Annotated in this window: 18 protein-coding genes; 10 read left to right on the top strand and 8 right to left on the bottom strand. The window is 64.8% G+C overall.

Going from position 1 to position 14,910, the window contains the following annotated elements:
- Nucleotide 1: 1 nt before the first annotated feature.
- From RX330_RS18170 to RX330_RS18190, 5 genes are read left to right on the top strand one after another with little or no spacing between them, the layout of a single operon-like run.
- On the top strand, nt 2–808 hold the full coding sequence (locus RX330_RS18170) for a biotin--[acetyl-CoA-carboxylase] ligase (RefSeq protein ID WP_212089927.1): 807 nt from the start codon (nt 2–4) through the stop codon (nt 806–808).
- Nucleotides 808–2,478, top strand: coding sequence for a ribonuclease J (locus tag RX330_RS18175; protein ID WP_317239318.1), 1,671 nt, complete (start codon nt 808–810; stop codon nt 2,476–2,478). The genes RX330_RS18170 and RX330_RS18175 overlap by 1 nt, the downstream gene beginning before the upstream one ends.
- 12 nt (nt 2,479–2,490) lie before the next feature.
- Nucleotides 2,491–2,895, top strand: coding sequence for a methylmalonyl-CoA epimerase (gene mce, locus RX330_RS18180; protein ID WP_212089931.1), 405 nt, complete (start codon nt 2,491–2,493; stop codon nt 2,893–2,895).
- A 9-nt stretch (nt 2,896–2,904) separates the two neighbouring features.
- Nucleotides 2,905–3,180 carry a DUF1467 family protein gene (locus RX330_RS18185; RefSeq protein ID WP_212089933.1) on the top strand — a complete coding sequence of 92 codons (276 nt, stop codon included), beginning with the start codon at nt 2,905–2,907 and terminating at the stop codon, nt 3,178–3,180.
- 32 nt (nt 3,181–3,212) lie between these two features.
- Nucleotides 3,213–3,560 carry a hypothetical protein gene (locus RX330_RS18190; RefSeq protein ID WP_212089935.1) on the top strand — a complete coding sequence of 116 codons (348 nt, stop codon included), beginning with the start codon at nt 3,213–3,215 and terminating at the stop codon, nt 3,558–3,560.
- Nucleotides 3,561–3,649: 89 nt separating this feature from the next.
- On the opposite strand, the gene RX330_RS18195 is transcribed toward RX330_RS18190, so the two are convergent.
- Complete coding sequence (locus RX330_RS18195) at nt 3,650–3,913, bottom strand: GlsB/YeaQ/YmgE family stress response membrane protein (protein ID WP_317239319.1); 264 nt, start codon at nt 3,911–3,913, stop codon at nt 3,650–3,652.
- Between the two features lie 28 nt (nt 3,914–3,941).
- Entirely contained in the window at nt 3,942–4,409 is a 468-nt protein-coding gene (locus tag RX330_RS18200) for a YidB family protein (protein WP_317239320.1), read from the bottom strand.
- A gap of 219 nt (nt 4,410–4,628) precedes the next feature.
- Between RX330_RS18200 and RX330_RS18205 the strand changes: the two genes are divergently transcribed.
- The gene (locus RX330_RS18205) at nt 4,629–5,261 is read left to right on the top strand and encodes a class I SAM-dependent methyltransferase (RefSeq protein ID WP_317239321.1); all 633 of its coding nucleotides are present in this window, start codon (nt 4,629–4,631) and stop codon (nt 5,259–5,261) included.
- Nucleotides 5,262–5,376: 115 nt separating this feature from the next.
- A complete protein-coding gene (mtnK, locus tag RX330_RS18210) occupies nt 5,377–6,687 on the top strand; it encodes an S-methyl-5-thioribose kinase (RefSeq protein ID WP_317239322.1) in 1,311 nt (436 codons plus the stop codon).
- Between the two features lie 80 nt (nt 6,688–6,767).
- On the opposite strand, the gene RX330_RS18215 is transcribed toward mtnK, so the two are convergent.
- Nucleotides 6,768–7,751 (bottom strand): hypothetical protein, encoded by a 984-nt coding sequence (locus tag RX330_RS18215; protein ID WP_317239323.1) that lies wholly within the window; start codon nt 7,749–7,751, stop codon nt 6,768–6,770.
- A gap of 6 nt (nt 7,752–7,757) precedes the next feature.
- Nucleotides 7,758–8,387, bottom strand: coding sequence for a LysR family transcriptional regulator (locus RX330_RS18220; protein ID WP_317239324.1), 630 nt, complete (start codon nt 8,385–8,387; stop codon nt 7,758–7,760).
- 20 nt (nt 8,388–8,407) lie between these two features.
- Between RX330_RS18220 and RX330_RS18225 the strand changes: the two genes are divergently transcribed.
- A complete protein-coding gene (locus tag RX330_RS18225) occupies nt 8,408–8,908 on the top strand; it encodes a RidA family protein (protein ID WP_317239325.1) in 501 nt (166 codons plus the stop codon).
- Between the two features lie 47 nt (nt 8,909–8,955).
- The gene (locus RX330_RS18230; protein ID WP_317239326.1) at nt 8,956–9,660 is read left to right on the top strand and encodes an L-2-amino-thiazoline-4-carboxylic acid hydrolase; all 705 of its coding nucleotides are present in this window, start codon (nt 8,956–8,958) and stop codon (nt 9,658–9,660) included.
- Between the two features lie 239 nt (nt 9,661–9,899).
- Here the strand turns inward: RX330_RS18230 and RX330_RS18235 are convergent, their stop codons facing one another.
- The 4 genes from RX330_RS18235 to RX330_RS18250 all read right to left on the bottom strand — a co-directional run bounded on the left by RX330_RS18235 (nt 9,900) and on the right by RX330_RS18250 (nt 14,028).
- Complete coding sequence (locus RX330_RS18235; RefSeq protein WP_212089965.1) at nt 9,900–10,928, bottom strand: ABC transporter permease; 1,029 nt, start codon at nt 10,926–10,928, stop codon at nt 9,900–9,902.
- A 12-nt stretch (nt 10,929–10,940) separates the two neighbouring features.
- Nucleotides 10,941–12,443 carry a sugar ABC transporter ATP-binding protein gene (locus RX330_RS18240; RefSeq protein WP_317239327.1) on the bottom strand — a complete coding sequence of 501 codons (1,503 nt, stop codon included), beginning with the start codon at nt 12,441–12,443 and terminating at the stop codon, nt 10,941–10,943.
- Between the two features lie 21 nt (nt 12,444–12,464).
- A complete protein-coding gene (locus RX330_RS18245) occupies nt 12,465–13,487 on the bottom strand; it encodes a sugar ABC transporter substrate-binding protein (RefSeq protein WP_212089969.1) in 1,023 nt (340 codons plus the stop codon).
- 136 nt (nt 13,488–13,623) lie between these two features.
- Entirely contained in the window at nt 13,624–14,028 is a 405-nt protein-coding gene (locus RX330_RS18250) for a globin (RefSeq protein ID WP_317239328.1), read from the bottom strand.
- Nucleotides 14,029–14,501: 473 nt separating this feature from the next.
- Between RX330_RS18250 and RX330_RS18255 the strand changes: the two genes are divergently transcribed.
- Nucleotides 14,502–14,888, top strand: a complete 387-nt coding sequence (locus tag RX330_RS18255; RefSeq protein ID WP_317239329.1) for a DUF2946 family protein — start codon at nt 14,502–14,504, stop codon at nt 14,886–14,888.
- Nucleotides 14,889–14,910: the final 22 nt, after the last annotated feature.

Genomic DNA, 14,910 nt, shown 5'->3' on the forward strand with positions numbered 1-14,910 from the left:
GATGGCTTTCGCGCTCGGTCCTCGCGCATCGGCCGCGGGCTACAAGCTCGCGGCGTTCGAACGGATCGGCTCGACCAATACCGAGGCGATCGAGCGGGCGAGGGCCGGCGAGCGTGGCCCGATCTGGTTCGTCACGTCGGAACAGACCGCCGGCCGCGGCCGCCGCCAGCGCGCCTGGATCGCGCCGCGCGGCAATCTCGCCGCCAGCATCCTCGAAGTCATGGACGTCGCCCCTGCCGTCGCCGCCACGCTCGGCTTTGCCGCGGGGCTCGCCGAAGAGGCGGCGCTGGAAAAGGTCAGCCTCGAGGCCGCGCTGCGGCTCGGCGAGGGCCGCCCCCGCTACGCCCTGAAATGGCCGAATGACGTGCTCGCCGGTGGCAAGAAGCTGGTCGGCATAGCGCTCGAAGCCGAGGCCATCGGCGATCGCCTCGCTGTGGTGGCGGGCATGGGTACCAATGTCGTCGCCGCGCCTGAGGGTACGCCGACGCCTGCGGTGTCCCTGGCTGCGCTCGGCGTCCAAATCAGCGCGGAGGAGCTGTTCTCGGCGCTCTCCGACGCCTGGGTCGAGTTCCGCGGCATCTGGGACAATGGCCGCGGCTTCGCCGAGATCCGCAGGCTGTGGCTGGAGCGCGCCGCCGGTCTCGGGGAGAAGGTCGCGATCCACACGGGAACGACGACGCTGGAAGGCATTTTTGACACCATCGACGACACCGGCTGCCTGATCGTCCGTACCGCGGAGGGCCGCCGCGTACCGGTCGCCGCGGGCGAGGTGTTCTTCGGCCCGGTCGCCTCCGTGGGAGCTGCGTGATGGCGAAGCCCGAGGAACTGGTATTTGCGCCGCTTGGCGGCGTCGGCGAGATCGGCATGAACCTGTCGATCTACGGCCTCGGCAGCCGCCAGCAGCGGGCCTGGCTCGCGGTCGATCTCGGCGTCTCCTTCGGCGACGAGGAGCATCTGCCGGGCATCGACCTGATCATGCCCGACATCAGCTTCCTGGAGAAGGAACGCAAGAACCTGATGGGGCTGGTGCTGACCCACGCCCATGAGGACCATTTCGGCGCCATCATCGACCTCTGGCCCAAGCTGAAATGCCCGATCTATGCGACGCAGTTCAGTGCCGCTTTGTTCGAGGCCAAATGCGCCGCCGAGCGCAACGCGCCGAAGATCCCGGTGACGGTGGTGCCGTCGGGCGGCCGCGTCGATGTCGGCCCGTTCAACGTCGAGTTCATCCCCGTCGCGCACTCCATTCCCGAGGCACACGCGCTGGCGATCCACACCTCGGCCGGCACGGTGCTGCACACCGGCGACTGGAAGATCGACCCGACGCCGACCCTCGGACGTCCGACCGACGAGAAGCGGCTGCGCGAACTGGGCGATGAGGGCCTGATCGCCCTGATCGGCGATTCCACCAACGCGGTGCGCGACGGCCGCTCGCCTTCGGAAGCGGACGTCGCCCAGACCATCATCGACCTCGTGAAGGCGGCCAAGGGCCGCGTCGCCGTCACGACCTTCGCCTCCAACGTCGCCCGCATCAAGGCGGTGGCCGCCGCTGCGAAAGCTTCCGACCGCGAAGTCGTCGTGGTCGGCCGCGCCATGGAGCGCGTGGTTCAGGTCGCGCGCGAGACCGGCTATCTCGACGGCGTGCAGAATTTCCGCTCGCCCGACATCTACGGCCACCTTCCGCAGGACAAGGTGCTGGCGCTCTGCACCGGCAGCCAGGGCGAGCCGCGCGCCGCGCTGGCGCGCATCGCCAATGACGACCATCCCGAGATCACGCTCAACCGCGGCGACAGCGTCATCTTCTCCTCACGCACCATCCCGGGCAACGAGAAGGCGGTCGGCTCGATCGTCAACAATCTGGTCCTGCAGGGCGTCGAGATCATCACCGACCGCGACGCTCTGGTCCACGTCTCCGGTCATCCCCGTCGCGACGAATTGCGCGACCTGATCGCCTGGACCAGGCCGCCGCTCCTGATCCCCGTCCATGGAGAGGCCCTGCATCTGCACGAGCACGCCAAGCTGGCGCGCGCTGCCGGCGTGCCGCGCGTGCTGGTCTGCCGCAACGGCGACCTCGTCAAGCTCGGCCCCGGCGATCCCGGCATCATTGGCGAGGTGCCGTCGGGCCGTCTGTACAAGGACGGCACGATCCTGGAGGATTCCAAATCCCGCGCGGTGGTCGAGCGTCGGCGCATGGCCTTCTCCGGCTGCGCCTTCGTCGCGATTGCCATGACCGAGCAGGGCGAGCTTGCCGACGATCCCGAGGTGGATCTCGTCGGCATCCCCGAGAAGAACAGGGCGGGCGAGCCCTTCGACGACCTCGTCTTCGATGCCGTGATGTCGACCATCGAGGGACTGCCGAAGGCGCGCCGCCGCGATGCTGACGCTCTCGCCGAGTCGGTGCGACGCGCTGTCCGGGCCGTCATCAACGAACATTGGGGCAAAAAGCCCCCCTGTCTGGTACACGTACTGACAGTCTAAGGGGAGAGAACCATGCTGGGCCGGCTCAACCATGTCGCGATCGCGACCAAGGATGCCGTCAAGGCCGCCAGGATCTATGGCGCGGCGTTCGGTGCCGAGATCTCGGAGGCCGTTCCGCTGCCCGAGCACGGCGTCATCACCGTGTTCGCCACGCTCCCCAACACCAAGATCGAGTTCATTGAGCCGCTCGGCGAGGCCTCGCCGATCGCAAAATTCGTCGAGCGCAATCCCGACGGCGGCATCCACCATGTCTGCTACGAGGTCGTGGATATCATCGCCTCGCGCGACACGCTGGTGAAGGAGGGGGCTCGCGTGCTCGGCGACGGCGTGCCGAAGATCGGTGCCCACGGCAAGCCGGTGTTGTTCCTGCACCCGAAGGATTTTTCCGGGGCGCTGGTCGAAATCGAGCAGGCGTAAGGCCGTCCCATGGCCATCCAGATATCGACCGCGATCGCGATCTACTTCGTCATCTGGTGGGTCGCGCTGTTCCTGACGCTGCCGTTCGGCGTGCGCAGCCAGCACGAGGACGGCGTCGGCGCGCCCGGCACCGACCCCGGTGCCCCGATCCTGACCCGGATGGGCCGCAAGCTGATCTGGACCACGATCATCTCTGCGATCATCTATGGCCTCGGCATGATCGCCTTCAACGCCGGCTATCTCTCGATCGAGCGCCTGTCGAAACTGATGGGAATGCCGTTTTAGTCGCCTTTGCTGACGACATTTTTGGGGGACACATGACTTTTCAGAGGATCGTCATTGCGCTTCTGGTGCTGATCGTCGCAGGGCTCGGCGCCGTCGGCTATATCGAATGGAAGATGGCCGTGCAGGTGCGGACGCTGAAGGCATTCGTCGAGGGCTATGTCTTCAACGAAGCCGTGATGGCCTGCGAGCAGACCAAGAGCTCGACGCCGTTCAAATGGAACGGCGGCAAGAGCACCTCGGTGATCGGCCTGAACTCGGTCAAGACGGACAAATACACCGTCAGTGCCAGCTACACGCTGGTGGCGGACCTCGTTTATTGTGATTACGATCCCATCAAGAAAAAGGCCGAGATCGGCTCGAGCTTCCTGGAGCGCGAGTAACGGTTCGGCCTCGCCGGGCGTGAACTCGGCAAGGCCTGCACGATTCTCGCGCGAGGGCGTCCCTGCAAGGGAGGCTTTACGCGCGGCGGTCAGATGGCTCGGCGTTGCCGGCCTGCAACCATGCCATAGACGAACAGCACGATGATCGCCCCGACGACCGCACCGATCAATCCCGCGCCTTCTCCGGGACGATACCAGCCGAGTGACTGGCCGAGGTAGGTCGCAACGAAAGCGCCAACGATTCCGAGGATGGTCGTCAGGATGAAGCCCGACGGCTCGTTGTCCCCGGGCATGATGAACTTGGCTATGACGCCGGCGATGAAGCCGATGATGATCGTCCAGAGAATGCTCATGTCCAAAACCTCTTCACGTTGAGCAGATTCAAGCCTGGGGCAGGCGCCCGTCCGGCGTGTACTTGTCGACCGCTGCGGGCAATTCCCGGGACAGCCTTGCGAGGATCTCGTCCTGCGAGAGCCCCGTCTGCTGTTCGAGTTGCTCGAGCAGGTCGGCGCCGACGGCAGTTTTCAGCTCAGGCGGAGAGATTTCTTTGTTGGGGCCGGGCTTTACCCAGGAATCGGCGATCTCGCCCTTGCCATTCTGGTTAAACCTTTCCAGGAGCTCGCCAATTCCGCCATTGAGCAGACCCCCGATCCCGCCTGCGCCGAGCATGCCGCCGAGGTTGCCGAGCAGCCCCCCGAGCGGCTCCTGAGCATTCGCGCCGGCAGGTCCTCCGCCAGCAGATCCCGCGCCTGAACCTTTGAGCATTTCGGCCAGCTTGTCGCGGTTTTGGTAGCCAGCTATTGCCAGCATCGCCAGCAGGGCAGTCATGGAAGGCATTCCGCGGGCCATTGACGTCTCCGTGAGATCCAAGACAAGCGAAACTGTCTCAGCCCGCTTGAGTTCCCGAAGTCGCCAACGCTCATGCGCGGCGAAGCGTCCCGGCCCGCGCGGCCGTAGAAGCGCGCGCTGCAACGGCCGGCCGGGGACAGCGCGCCAGGACGTGGTAGATCGTCTTGAAACGGACCGGAGCCGGAGGAGCCCGGGACGAAGCACCGCGCGAGAACGAAAATGACATCATCCGACGCCGCCGACCGAATCGTCGATCTCTACCAGCGCCATGCATCGGACTGGATCGAGCGGCGTGCCCGGAGCGGCCTGTTCGAACGCGCCTGGGTCGACCGCTTCCGAGCGCTGCTGCCTCCGGGCGGCGCGGTGCTCGATTTGGGCTGCGGTTCGGCCATGCCGATTGCCGGATACCTGATCGGTTGCGGTCTCAGCGTCGCCGGCGTGGATTCTGCGCCGGCGATGATTGCAGCCTGCCGACGTCGTTTTCCGGAGCAGGAATGGATCGTCGGCGACATGCGGCGGCTTGCATTGCAGCGCCGCTTTTGCGGCATCCTGGCCTGGGACAGCTTCTTTCACTTGTCCTTTGATGACCAGCGCCGCATGTTTTCGCGCTTTCGCGAGCACGCCGCACCAGGCGCGGTGCTGATGTTCACGAGCGGTCCGGCGCATGGCGAGGCGACCGGACAATTGGGGGGTGAGACGCTGTATCACGCGAGCCTGGATGCAAGCGAATATCGCGCGCTGCTCGATCGGAACGGTTTTCGCGTCGCGGCGCATGTGGTCGAGGACCCCGCTTGCGGGGGCCACACCGTCTGGCTGGCACAGCTCATCGACGCGCCCGGTCGAGCTGAATGATCGTCGCGATAGGCGATGGCGTCCTTTGCGACTATGATGGCCTGAAAACAAGGCCGGCCTGAATCCTGACATGGGAGTGCACGATTGCTTCCGCCGGCAGAGGGGGGAGACCGGCATGAGTTCATCGCCTCGAACGTTGGCCGATCCGCGGCGCCAGGATTATCGGATTCTCCAGGAAGCCGATCTGCGGGACTACATTGCGGATGTCTTCGATGTCGCAGCCCGACTGGGCGGCCCGCCGGCATCCTGGGCGATCACCGAGGTCGGCGACGGCAATCTCAATCTCGTCTTCATCGTGAAGGGTGCACGTGGCGGCATCGCGGTGAAGCAGGCGCTGCCTTATGTCCGTCTCGTCGGCGAGAGCTGGCCGTTGCCGCTGTCGAGGGCCCATTACGAATATTTGGCGCTGTCCAGGCACGCCCGGTTCGCGCCCGGCCTCGTCCCGGTAGTGCTGCATCATAACGAGGCGCTGGCGCTGACGGTCATGGAGCTGCTCGAGCCCCACATCATCATGCGCAAGGGGCTGGTCGCGGGAACGCGCTATCCGCGCTTCGTGGACGACATCACCACGTTCATGGCGCGGACCCTGTTCTTCACCTCCGACCTCGCATTGTCGGCGGCAGAGAAGAAGGAGGGGATCGCCGCCTTCGCCGGCAACCACGCGCTCTGCAAGATCACCGAGGACCTGATCTTCACAGATCCCTACCGTATTGCCGAGCAGAACCGCTGGACCGCGCCCTATCTCGACGGCCTGGCTGCCGAGCTGCGCGACGACATGGAGCTGCACGTTGCGGTCTCCCGCCTCAAGCTTAAATTCATGGCGAGCCCGGAAGCTCTGCTGCACGGCGACCTCCACACCGGCTCGATCATGGTTACGGACAGCCAGACGCGGGTGATCGATCCGGAATTTGCTTTCTACGGCCCGATGGGGTTCGACGTCGGCGCCGTGCTGGCCAACCTCTTGATGGCCTTTTTCGCCTCCGCCGGCCACGAGCGCTCGCCGGGCGAGCGGGCCGCGTTCGAGACCTGGGTGCTGGAGACGGTCGAGCAGGTCTGGCACGGGTTCGTCCGGAAATTCCTCGAACTCTGGCGCGCGGGCGGAGCAGGCGACGCCTATCCGGCCTCGCTCTTCGCGGGGGAGCCGGGCGCAGCACGGCTGGAGGCCGAACGGCAGGCCTACATGCAGCGCCTGTTCACTGATGCCGTCGGCTTCGCCGCCGCAAAAATCATCCGCCGCATCTTCGGTCTCGCCCACAACATCGATTTCGAGCTGATCGAGGATCCGAAGAAGCGCGCCATCAGCGAAGCCCGCGCCGTGCGGCTCGCACGGGCGATGATGATGGAGACGGGGACATTTCGGACAATCGCCGACGTCACGAGCGCCGCGCGAAGACTGCGCGATTGGCAAGCGGAGCTATCCGGCTGAAGACGTCGCGAAAAGCGACCTCGCAGACTCCGTCATGGCGAGGAGCTCTTGCGACGTTGCCATCCAGCACAGACGCGCGCTCAATAAAGCCGCATCGGGAGCGGTGTGCCATCGGGGCCGACCAGCAGGCCCCAGGTCTCGTCGGCCGCGACCTCGAACTCCCGCTTCTGCGCCGCGCCGCCTTCGAGCTTGAGGGTGACCTTGTACCTGCCCGGCGGCAGATCGATCTTCTGGTTCTCGGGCAGCTTGTCTGCGGCGGCGTCGGTGTCCATCAGTTTCTCTCCGGCGCGAGCCGCCAGTCTGATGGTTCGCTCATTGATGGTGATGTCCGCCGCTTCATCCGTCTTGTTGCCGAGCAGCAACGTCACTTGTCCCGACGCCGGGCGAATACCGGCTGTGGCAGCCAACGGCTTGCGCAGCGAAAGGTCGGCGATCGTCGTGTTGTCCTGACGGACAAGCCGGAGCAGCCCCGGCCCATCCGACGTCGTGAAGGCGACAACGGCTCTGTCAGGCTCGACGACTGCACCGCCGTTTTCAGTCCAGCCGCGCTTTTCAAGGGCGGCGCGATAGACGCCGAGCACGGCCTCGAGACCGAGCGGCGTCTCGACGTGAGCCGACCTGATGTAGGGTGAATTCTTCGCGGTCATCAGGCTCCAACGGTCGGCGAGCGGCAGGCCAATGTCGTCGGACATCCTGGCTTCGAACGTCCGGCTCGTGGCCCGTGCCAGAAGCCCGACGGCATCGCAGAGCAGGCGCTCGCCAAGATAGTCCGGGGCGCAACGGTCCCTCAGTGCCCACCATGTATTGTCGACAAAACCGTTCGTCCGCGTGGTGCGGGACCAGTTGATCTGGATGGTGTTCGTCGGGCTGTCGCGAACAGGGTCTGGCGTGACAGGGATCGCCATTGCCGCCGTCGCGGCGACCAGGCTGCCGGCCAGCAGGATAGCCAGTGTTCCGCGTCTCATTTTTCGGCGGTCCTTGGGGCCCAGATAACGATCCTGAGCTTGGTCGCGTCGATCACGAAAAATGTTCAGTGCTTCTGGCTGGGCGACGACGCACCGCAAGGCGCCTCAACGTCCGCTGATGCCGACCAGGCGAGGGCGGTGGTGGCTTGCGCGCGGGTTCTCGGCCGGTAGAGCGCGTAGCCATTCACGGAAGCTGACGACTTCCGGGCAATCCGCCGTGCCTTCGGGCGCAATCAGCCAATCGCCTGGACCAGATCCCTCACTGATCCGATCGCAGCGATAGCCCGGATGGTGGCCAAGTCCGCGAGCTATCAGCAGGTCGACCTTGCCCTCGACCAGCTCGTGCAGGCCGGCAGGCTGCAGCACCCGCAGACCGATGTCCGAGTGTGCGCTGCGAAACTCCGCGAGATCGAGGCGGCGCAGGTCGATGGTGCCATGGACCCCCAATTGCAGCAGCACCGCACCTGCCGGCTTCAGATGCGAGGTCGCCTCGGCAATGTGACGAAAGCCCTCGGATATCCCGGGCAGATAGGCCCGGCCTGCTGGGGTGAGGATGAGCTGCTTGTGCAGCCGATCGAACAGGCGCACGCCGAGGCGCGCCTCCAGCGCCTTCACCTGCTGCCCCACGGCGGCGGGCGTGACGTGGAGCTCGTGCGCGGCCAGTTTGAAGCTGAGGTGTCGCGCGGCGGCCTCGAAGGCGCGCAGCGCGTTGAGCGGGGGAAGGGCGTAGGTCATCGCGCCGCACTTTGACACCGATGGAGCCCGGCCTTGCAATAGATTTTCTTGCGCTGAACCGCAGGAATGATGCTTTGCGCCGCGGCGCCGCCTCCGGATACGGTCATCCCGCAATCTGGAGAAACAACATGGCGCCAGCCCAAATCGTCACTCACAATCCCGCAACGATCCATGCTCCGGCCAGCGGCTACAGCATGGGACTTGAACTCAGTCAGCATCGTCGCCTGCTGTTCATCAGCGGACAGGTGCCGGCGACATCGGACGGCAGCGTGCCGGACGGTTTCGAGGCACAATGCGAGCAAGCCTGGCGCAATGTCATCGAGGTACTCGCCGCTGCCGGCCTCGATGTAACGAATCTGGTGAAGGTCACCACGTTCCTGACCGACCTCAGTCAGGTCGTGCCCAATCGTGGCGTGCGCCGCAAGATGCTGGCGGGACACGAGCCCGCGCTGACCGTCATGATCGCGCAAACCGTCGACAGCAAATGGCTGCTGGAGATCGAGGCGATCGCCGCGGCATGAAGCCAGCTCGGCGAACGCGCAATAAGTCAACTGCGTCAGGTGTACCCATGGCTGAGACCATCCATCCCTTTTACGAGGTCCATCGTGCGGCAATGGAAGCCGCAATGCGCCACCGGCTCGACCTCGCCGAACCAATGCTGCGCGAGCGCGCGGACCTGCCCGATTTCGATGCGATCCGGCAGGAGGTGATGAACGAATTCGCGCTTGTGCTTGCCCAGACGCCCTACGTTGGAGGAGCAGCAAACCGCATGAGCGATTTTTTCATGCGTCTCCTGGGCTTCATGGCCATCAGCCGCGTGCTCCGGCGACATGGCGTGCCGATGCCGGTGATCGGCGACATCGAGCGGGAAACCTACAAGGCGCAGTTGCTCACGGTGCCCGAGGCGGAACGTCTCGCCGCGGGACGCCAATTCATGTCGTCGGAAAACAAGAATTTGCTGCGCGAGCAAGCCGCGAAAAGCGTCACGAAAAGCCACAGGGACGCGTTCCCGGGCGATTTCGTCTACGATTTCGTCGAGCCGGGCCCGAATGACGATTTCGAATTCGGCATCAACTACAAGGCCTGCGGCTTCTGCAAATTCGCCGCACGCCACGGCGACAAGGATATCCTGCCGAACATCTGCGGGCTCGATTTCGACGCATACGCGACGCGCGGTATCCGTCTGGAACGGACGCAAACGCTGGCCGGCGGCGCCAGCCATTGCGATTTCAGGTTTTCGCAGCTGCCGCCGCACGGGAAGGAGGGAAGCTAACGGCGTTCTCGAGGTTCTTCCGCTCTCCGCCGCCGTGCAATGACAGAGGTACCCGGGGCATTCCACCATTCACGTTCGAGGTGACCGCCATGGAGACGGCATGGCGGTGTTTTGCCCGACGCGTCAAACGGATTGCGTCAAATCAGAAGTCGTCCGGCGGTTGCCGCAACCCATTGATATCGCTAGCCCCGGCTACTGTGCATGGGGTTGTTTTCGCACTTTTTGATGCGCGGGGCGCCTTACTCCGCGGCTTTCTCCCTCAAGCGCTGCGCATAGACGTTGATGACCAGCGCCGCCAGCAGGATCAGGCCGCGGATCAGGATCTTCAGGAAGCTGTCGATGTTGACGTGGTCGAGGCCGTTGTTGAGGACGCCGAGCACGAACAGGCCGACGATGGTGTTGCCGATGCCGCCGCGGCCGCCGAACAGGCTGGTACCGCCGACGACGACGGCGGCGATGGAGTCGAGCAGATAGGTGTCGAACTCGTTCTGCTGCGCGCTGCCGAAATGGGCGACGCCGAGCATGCCGCCGATGCCCGAGCAGACCGCCGAGATCACCATGACGGCGCCGAGGATGAGCTTGACGTTGAGGCCGGAATATTCGGCCGCCTCGCGATTGCCCCCGACCATGTAGACGTAGCGGCCGAAGCGCGTGTAGGTCAGCACCAGATGGCCGGCGAGCAGCATGATGGCGGCGACGATGACGAGCCAGGGGATGCCGCCGATCGAGCCCGAGCCGAGCGTCGTGATCAGGCTCGGCACCTTGTAGGCGATCTGGCCGCGCACCAGGAGCGCCGAGACGCCGGCGGCGATCTGCATCATCGCCAAGGTCATGATGAAGGAGGGGATTCCGATCACGGTCAGCCCCAGCGCATTGACGAGGCCGAGCAGGGCGCAGAGCAGGATCGAGAGGAGAATTGCGACCGCGCCGGGCAGCGGCACATTGGCGATGTTGACGTAGGATTCCTGGAGCGTGAAGTAGGCGACCGCGATGCCGGTGACGTTGGCGATGGCCGCGATCGAGAGGTCGATCTCGGCGCAGAGGATCACGAAGGTGAGGCCGACCGCGATGATGCCGGTGATCGACACTTGCGTGAGGATGTTGCCGAGATTGTCCAGCGTCGCGAAGGAGGGGCTGGCAAAGGCGAAGAAGGCGGTCAGGAAAATCAGCGTCAGGAACGGCGCAATGTTGCGCATCTGCGAGCGCAGGAAGGGCGCGAGCCCCCGCGCCCGCGCACCCGCCGCTGGAACCGTGTCACTGCTCGCCATAATGCTTCTCCGTCACGCCGCTTCCAGCAGGCGGTCCTTGCTGACCGGCTCGTTCCTGAATTCCCGCACCAAAGCGCCGCGCTTGAGCACGAGGATGCGGTTTGCCAGCGACAGCACCGTTTCCGGCTCGGTCGACAGCACGATGATCGCAAGCCCCTTGGCGCGGAGATCGCGGACGATGTTGATGACGTCGTTCTTGGCGCCGACATCCATGCCGCGGGTCGGCTCGCACAGCACCAGAAGCTTGGGCGGGTAGGTCAGCCATTTCGCTAGCGCGACCTTCTGCTGGTTGCCGCCCGAGAGCATGCCGAGGTCGAGACCGACCACCGGGGGCCTGATCTGCAACTGCTCGACCTGACGCTGAGCAATGTCGCGCTCCTGGGCCGGCTTCAACAGCAAAGACGAGATGCGATCCAGGATGCTGATCGAGATGTTCTTGTAGACCGGCTCCTGGTGAAACAGCATGTCGCGCCGGCTCTCGGGCACCAGCGCCACGCCGGCACGCCGTGCCGCCGCCGTGCTGGCGAAGGTCTTTGGCTTGCCATCGACGAGAAGCGTGCCGCTGTCCGGCTTCAGCTTGCCGAACAGGATGCGCGACAGCTCCTGCTGGCCGCAGCCCATGAAGCCGTAGATGCCGAGCACCTCGCCGGCGCGGGCCTCGAACGAGACGGCCCGCAAGCTGCGGGCCAGGGACAGCTGGTCGACCTTCAGGACGACCGGGCTCTCACTTGGGCGCGGCAGCAGCAGATCGTCGGTGTAGCTGTGCTCGAGCGCTTCGCCGCCGCGGCCGATCATGGCCTCGATCAACGCGCCCTTGCTGGTGGCAGCGCTCGCCGTCTCCGCGACCTTCCGCCCGTTGCGGAACACGGTCACGGTGTCGGAGACGCGTAAAATGTCCTCGATGAAGTGCGAGATGAAGACGATGGCAGTGCCTTCCTCGCGCAGTCGCCGGAGCGTGGCGAACAGGCGCTCGACCTCCGGCGGGGAGAGGGCGGAGGTCGGCTCGTCCAAGATGACGATGCGGGCGCCGGAGAACAGCACGCGGGCGATCTCGATCAGCTGCTGCAGCCCGATGGGTAAGTCGCCGAGTCTCGACATCGGATTAACGTCGATGCCGAAGCGGGCGAGCTGTTCGCCCGCTTCGCGCGCCATCCGTCGCCACTGCACGAGGCCGAGGGCGTTGGTCGGCTGGTTACCCAGGAAGACGTTCTCGGCGACGGTCAGGTCCGGTGCGACAGAGAGCTCCTGATGCACCATGGCGATGCCGGCCGCGTGTGCATCACGCGCCGAACGGAAATGCGTCTCCGCGCCGTCGATCAGGAAGCGGCCGGAGAACTCGGTGTGCACGCCGGCGATGATCTTCATCAGCGTGCTTTTTCCGGCGCCGTTCTCGCCGACGAGACCGTGGATCTCGCCGGGAAGGAGCGCCAAATCGACACCACGAAGCGCTTCGACACCGCCGAAGCTCTTCGTGATGCCCTGCAGTTCAAGGATGGGCGAGCGACCCTCTGACATGAAAGTTGAGATCTTGGAGGCTCAGATCAGGTAGTGATCCTGCATCCACTGCATCCCCGCGGCGTTGGCCTTGGTCACGACGGGGCCGTCGGTGACCACGTTCTTGGGAATGCCCTGACCGCTCTTCTCGCCGCCGACCACAGCCGAGACGCCCGCGATGATGGCGCCGCCGTGGATGCGGCAGGAAGGATTGCGCACGGTCGCGAACATGCGGCCTTCGCTCACTGCCTGGATCGCCGGCGGCATGGCGTCGACGCCGCCGATCAGGATGTTGGTGCGGCCCCGCGCCTTCATGATGTTGGCGGCGGCGAGCGCCATGTCGTCATTGTGGAAGAACGCCGCATCGATCTGCGGATATTTGGTCAGATACGTTTCCCACAGACGCGCCGTCTTGGAGACGTCCCAGTCGGCCGGCTGGGTGTCGAGCACCTCGATGCCCGGGAATTGCTTGACCACCGAGGTGAAGCCCTTGGCCCGTCCTTGCGCGCCGGTATGGCCGAGCGCGCCTTGCGTCATGATGATCTTGCCCTTGCCGCCCATGGCATTGCACAGCGCCTGGGTCACCGAGGCGCCCATGAACTCGTTGTCGGGAGCGAGGAAGGAGTGGACGTTGATCTGATCGAGCGGCGCGATCAGCGTGTCCATGTCGATCACAGGCGTGCCGGCGTCGATCATCTTCTGCACGGGCTGGGTGAGGGTGCCGATGCCGAAGGCCTGGATCGCGACGAAGTCCCATTTCTGCGAGGCCATGTTGTCGATTGCCGCGCGCTGCTTCACCGCGTCGAGCTGACCGTCGAACCAGGTCACCTCGACGTTGAACAGCTTGCCCCAGAATTCCGCGGCCTTCTTGCCTTGGGCGCACCAGGTGGCCTGGAGGCCCGCATTGGAGAACGCCGCCTTCAGCGGCTTCTCGCTGCGTCCGACTTCGGCGGCCAGTGCTGGATTGATACCCATGCTGCCGAACAGGGCAGCTCCGGCGCCGGCGGTCGCTGCCGCCTGAAGAAGATCGCGCCTCGTCGTCGAGAAATCTTTCGTCCCGGACATCGCTCGCTCCCATGTATTTTGTCGTCGGTGCGTCATTGATAGCGCTACCGATCTCCGAAAGTGTCTCACAAGAGTTGATGCCACTCAATCCGCAATCACTCGCGCGCGGCGAGCTGCGTTGGTGCAGCGCAAAGCGTCAGCGTGCTGCGCCGCTGAGTGTGTCGATGCCCACGAGCAACGTGTCCCAAGCCTGTGCGATCCCGGTTGACCATTCATCGCCCAGCAGATCGCGTAACGTATCCCTGATCACGGTGAAGAACGCGACGAACAGCTCCCGCGACGTGCCGTAGGCGTCGTGGGAGGCGGCCTCGCAGGCGATCAGCCGGAAGTGCCCATGGCGCTCACCGGCGAAATCGAGGATAGCCTCGATCGTCAGCGCGAGCATCGACCCCTTCACGAGGTCAGCGCCGCCCGAGCGGAACATCGCCTGCGTTTCGGGATGCGCGTCGAACAGGCGTTGGTAGACGAGGGGCGTGAGATCCGCACAGCGCGAGGCCGCGAGTTCGAAGCTGATTTCGATCGGATTGGACGACGCCTTCATCGGCGCTTCAGCCTCGCGGACAAAAAAAGAGCGGGGCCCTAGCCCCGCTCGAAAATTGTGTCGACCCTATTATCCCCGATTCTAAGATTTGCTCTTGATTGACGGGGCGACGCTGCGTTTTGCGCGCCAGGGGCTCCTCCCGAGACTTGGACCACCAGGCCTCGACCTTGCGGTCAGCGCCTGAGCAAGAGGGATGCTAGTTCAACTTTTCTCACTTGTCATCATTTTCAGCAACGAATGTTCAAAATTCGATCAGTAGACGAAACGATTGGGTTTCATCCCGTGCCAAGTATATGACAAACATAAGAAATCTGTGGAGGGGCCGGGGCGGTTGATGTGCCTCAAATGCCCCATCGGGGTGCCGTGCAGGGTTACCCGGGCACGGTTTTCGGCAGATTTGCGCTGGGCCAAGCAGGCGGCTGAACTGACCTCGACTTGGGGCCGGGTACCGTGTTTAGTCGGCAGGCGAACGAATGGTTCGGCGGATGCGCGCACGGCTACAGAAATTCCTACCCCTGGTCCTGCTCGCCCTGGTGATGCAGGTGCTGGCGCCGATTGCCGCCTGCGCTGCGGCCGGCCTGGCCGTTGCCGATCCGCTGTCCGCCGGAATCATCTGCCACAGTGCGAGCGATCAAGGCGGGCTGAGCGACCAAACCGGCGCGCCGATCGCGCATGCCGGCGCGTGCGCGCTGTGTTGCTTGGCCCAGGCCAACGCGTCGCTCGATTCGCCCGCACACGCGGCGCTCCCGATTCCCTTCCGTCATGCCGAGCGCGTGGTGTGGCATCCGGCGGATGCGCTCGCCATCGCCGTGCACGAGGGCTCGAGCGCCCGGGCGCGCGCGCCCCCTCACATTTCCTGACGTAGCGACGAATCTGCCCCGG

The organism is Bradyrhizobium sp. NDS-1 (assembly GCF_032918005.1).
GTDB lineage: Bacteria > Pseudomonadota > Alphaproteobacteria > Rhizobiales > Xanthobacteraceae > Bradyrhizobium > Bradyrhizobium tunisiense.